This is a genomic window from Mycobacterium sp., from assembly GCF_035603715.1.
GTDB lineage: Bacteria > Actinomycetota > Actinomycetes > Mycobacteriales > Mycobacteriaceae > Mycobacterium.
Genome location: NZ_DATNJW010000669.1, coordinates 1 through 3,725 on the forward strand (window position 1 = coordinate 1; position 3,725 = coordinate 3,725).

At 67.1% G+C, this 3,725-nt stretch carries 6 protein-coding genes; 1 reads left to right on the forward strand and 5 read right to left on the reverse strand.

Features of this window, described 5'->3' with window-relative positions; all coding sequences use genetic code 11:
• The coding region (locus VN856_RS26945) for a sugar phosphate nucleotidyltransferase (protein ID WP_325695013.1) at positions 1-526 on the reverse strand (526 nt) is incomplete at its 3' end.
• A 150-nt stretch (positions 527-676) separates the two neighbouring features.
• Here VN856_RS26945 and glgA point away from each other — a divergent pair.
• Entirely contained in the window at positions 677-1,849 is a 1,173-nt protein-coding gene (glgA, locus tag VN856_RS26950; RefSeq protein ID WP_325695015.1) for a glycogen synthase, read from the forward strand.
• Positions 1,850-1,857: 8 nt separating this feature from the next.
• On the opposite strand, the gene VN856_RS26955 is transcribed toward glgA, so the two are convergent.
• The 4 genes from VN856_RS26955 to VN856_RS26970 all read right to left on the reverse strand — a co-directional run.
• Positions 1,858-2,025 (reverse strand): DUF3117 domain-containing protein, encoded by a 168-nt coding sequence (locus tag VN856_RS26955; protein WP_003406247.1) that lies wholly within the window; start codon positions 2,023-2,025, stop codon positions 1,858-1,860.
• Between the two features lie 103 nt (positions 2,026-2,128).
• Positions 2,129-2,713: a DNA-3-methyladenine glycosylase I gene (locus tag VN856_RS26960; protein ID WP_325695017.1), complete on the reverse strand. Its 585-nt coding sequence runs from the start codon at positions 2,711-2,713 to the stop codon at positions 2,129-2,131.
• On the reverse strand, positions 2,710-3,066 hold the full coding sequence (locus tag VN856_RS26965) for a DivIVA domain-containing protein (RefSeq protein ID WP_325695019.1): 357 nt from the start codon (positions 3,064-3,066) through the stop codon (positions 2,710-2,712). Before VN856_RS26965 ends, VN856_RS26960 begins: the two co-directional genes overlap by 4 nt.
• 43 nt (positions 3,067-3,109) lie before the next feature.
• The coding region (locus VN856_RS26970; protein WP_325695021.1) for a glucosyl-3-phosphoglycerate synthase at positions 3,110-3,725 on the reverse strand (616 nt) is incomplete at its 5' end.

Genomic DNA, 3,725 nt, shown 5'->3' on the forward strand with positions numbered 1-3,725 from the left:
TGCGGATGCGGCCGGATTCGTCGGCGTCGATGCAGCCGAACGCACTTGCTTCGGCACGGGGCACCCGGATCCCCGCGACCGTGGCCCCCGCGCCGCTCTCGACGTGGAAGCGCAGCATCTGCTCGGGATCCATCCGGTAGACGTGGTCGGCGCCGAAAACCACGATGTATTCCGGATCCTCGTCGTAGATCAGGTTGAGCGACTGGTAGATCGCGTCCGCAGAGCCGGTGTACCACCGCGGGCCGAGCCGCTGCTGGGCGGGGACCGGGGTGATGTATTCACCGGCCAGACCGGACAGTCGCCAGTTCTGCGAAATGTGGCGGTCCAATGAATGCGACTTGTACTGCGTGAGTACGCAGATCCTCAAATAGCGGGCGTTGACCAGATTGGACAGCACGAAGTCGATCAGCCGATAGGCACCGCCGAAGGGAACCGCTGGCTTGGCGCGGTCGGCGGTCAATGGATACAACCGCTTGCCCTCACCGCCGGCCAGGACAATGCCCAGCACTTGTGGCGCTTCCCTCATGCATCAAACCTAACGGCCATCGCGAACCCCTGCCAGATCAAACACCTGAGTACCCACGCTGACGGACTGTCCATCAACAAAATTGGATGACTTCTCCTAACAGGGTGGCCGAGGCTGCACGGTCCGAGTGCGACTACTACGGTGCCGGGTATGCGCGTGGCGATGATGACTCGGGAGTACCCGCCGGAGGTCTATGGCGGAGCCGGGGTACACGTGACCGAGCTCGTCGCACAACTGCGCAAGCTGTGCCAGGTTGACGTGCACTGCCAAGGGGCGCCGCGCCCGGAGGCGTTCGCGTACCAACCCGACGCACAATTGCGCGGCGCCAACCCGGCGCTCTCGACCCTGTCGACCGATCTGGTGATGGCGAATGCGGCCGCGGAGGCCGACGTCGTCCACAGCCACACGTGGTACGCCGGGATGACCGGACACTTGGCGTCGTTGCTCTACGGCGTCCCCCATGTGCTGACCGCACATTCGCTGGAGCCGTTGCGGCCGTGGAAGGCCGAGCAACTCGGTGGCGGCTACCGGATCTCGTCATGGGTGGAGCAGACCGCGGTGAACGCCGCCGACGCGGTGATCGCGGTCAGCTCCGGCATGCGCGAAGACGTGCTGCGGGTCTATCCGACGGTCGATCCCAACCGGGTGCATGTCGTGCGCAACGGGATTGACACCGACGTCTGGTATCCGGCCGACGCGCTGGAATCGTCGCCGGGCGAGTCGGTCCTGACCGACATCGGCGTCGACCGCGGCCGGCCCATCGTCGCATTCGTCGGGCGGATCACCCGCCAGAAGGGCGTCGCGCACCTGTTGGCCGCCGCACACGATTTCGATCCTGAGGTGCAGTTGGTGCTGTGCGCCGGAGCCCCCGATACACCGGAAATCGCCGCCGAGGTGAGTGCCGGGGTGGCCGAACTCTCCGACTCACGCACCGGCGTGTTCTGGGTGCGGGAAATGCTGCCCATCGGCAAGATCCGCGAAATACTATCGGCGGCAAATGTTTTCGTGTGCCCTTCGGTGTACGAGCCGCTGGGGATCGTTAACCTCGAGGCGATGGCCTGCGGCACCGCTGTGGTGGCGTCGGACGTGGGCGGCATACCCGAGGTGGTCGACGACGGGGTGACCGGCTCGCTGGTGCACTACGACGCCGACGACGCGGCTGGTTACCAGGCCAGAATCGCCACAGCGGTCAACGCACTGATCGCCGACCCGGAGAAGGCGGAGCGCTATGGCCGAGCGGGGCGGCAGCGTTGCATCGCGGAGTTCTCCTGGGCGCAGATCGCGCAGCAGACGCTGGAGATCTACCAGAAGGTGTGCGCGTAGCGGCGGGTTTAGCTGGTGACGCCCTTGAGCTCGTCGCCCAGTGCAGCGGCTTCATCGGGTGTCAGCTCGACGACTAGTCGACCACCGCCCTCCAGCGGTACCCGCATCACGATGCCGCGCCCCTCCTTCGTCGCTTCCAGTGGACCGTCACCGGTCCGGGGCTTCATCGCCGCCATCGAGCGCTCCCTCCAGATTCGAGCTGGCCCGTCAACTGCACATTCACCCCTCCATTGTTCCCTATCGGCCCGGGTAGGTGTACATGACCTCCGGCTCGGCGTTTCACGCGGCGGTGGAAGGCACCCAGCACGCTCGCAGGTGATCGTCGACCATCCCGGTCGCTTGCATCAGCGCGTACGCGGTCGTGGGACCGACGAAGCGGAACCCGCGGCGCTTCAATTCGCGCGCCATGGCGGTGGATTCCGGCGTGGTAGCGGGGACGTCGGCAATGGTCACGGGTCGCGGTCGCTTCGCCGGTGCGAACGACCAGAGCAGCTCTGAGAGGTCGACCCCAGTGTCGACGGTGGCCCGCGCATTGGCGATGGTCGCCTCGATCTTGGCGCGGTTGCGGACGATGCCCTGGTCGGCCATCAGGCGGGCCACGTCGGCATCGGTGAATCGGGCGACCTTCTCGATGTCGAAGCCGGCGAAGGCCTGCCGGAAGTTCTCCCGTTTGCGCAAGATGATCAGCCAAGACAGGCCGCTTTGGAAGGCCTCCAGACTCATCCGTTCAAACAGCGGCACCCGCCCACGCAGTGGCTGGCCCCACTCCTTGTCGTGGTAGTCGCGGTACAGCTCGAAGTCCGGGCTGTCGGGCCGCCCAACCGCCCAGTCGCAGCGGACCAGGCCGTCGTCGGGCGCGGTCATGTCTGCTCCTGCTCGTCGTCGACGTCGGTGCCGTGTCGCTCGTCATCGGCTTCCACCTCGGCGGCGGCAACGGCATGCACCGAGGACAGCTGGCCACGCAGTTGGTCGAGTTCCTGGCCGAGCCGGTCCAGTACCCAGTCCACCTCGCTGGTCTTGTAGCCGCGCAGGGTCTGAGTGAACTTGACCGAGTCGACGTCGGCGCCGGTGACGCCGGACGCCGGCAGGACCGTCGGCGTCGTCCCCCGCGGCAGCGGTGGCAGCGGCTCGCCGCGGCCGAACAGCAGACTGGCCACCCCGAACAGCACGATCGCTACCAGGACCAAGACCACCACGTAGAGCAACACCAACGCCACGGCACCGATATTGCCTTATCGGTCCGACGCCGTCGTGCAAGTCCTACGGCCGGCGCGGTCGAACGGCGTTCATCGGCGGCCGGTCGGCCAGCGACACCGCCGAGGTGCGCGGCGCGTATCCATCGCCGTCGACGAAGAACTGCGTCAAGCCAACGCCGGAGTCGGGGATGCCGCAGCGGGACAGCAGCGTGGCGACGACTTGACGGCTCATCGGACCCAGCTCGGCCAGCGGCCGGTTGCGGTGTGCCCGCACACCGAGGTTCACCTGCGCGATCGCGTCGAGACCCAGCCGGTCGTAGGTGTCGATCAGCAGGCCGATCTCCACGCCGTAGCCCGGGGCGAACGATAGCGAGGCCAGCAGCTCCCGGGTGGCCGCGTACTCCCCGCCCAGCGGCTGCAATATGCAGCCCAGCTCGGGGCGCAGCGCCGCCAGCAACGGCCGCGCGGCCAGCTCGGTCACCCGGCCCCCACCGGTGGAGGGCGCACTGCCATCCGCGTCGTCGACGCCGTCGGCCTCGCGGACCATCAGGGGCCGCCGGTAGAAGCTTTTGACCAGGTGAATGCCGTCGCCGGTAAGCAGCGGGTCGACCAGCCACGGCACGAACATCGGGTGCGGGTCGACCAGGTCGGAGTCAACGAACACGACGATGTCGCCGCTG

Coding starts and splice junctions, on each gene's coding strand:
- glgA (WP_325695015.1), top strand. CDS start 677: ATGCGCGTGGCGATGATGACTCGGGAGTACCCGCCGGAGGTCTATGGC.
- VN856_RS26955 (WP_003406247.1), bottom strand. CDS start 2,025: ATGGCGGCGATGAAGCCCCGGACCGGTGACGGTCCACTGGAAGCGACG.
- VN856_RS26960 (WP_325695017.1), bottom strand. CDS start 2,713: ATGACCGCGCCCGACGACGGCCTGGTCCGCTGCGACTGGGCGGTTGGG.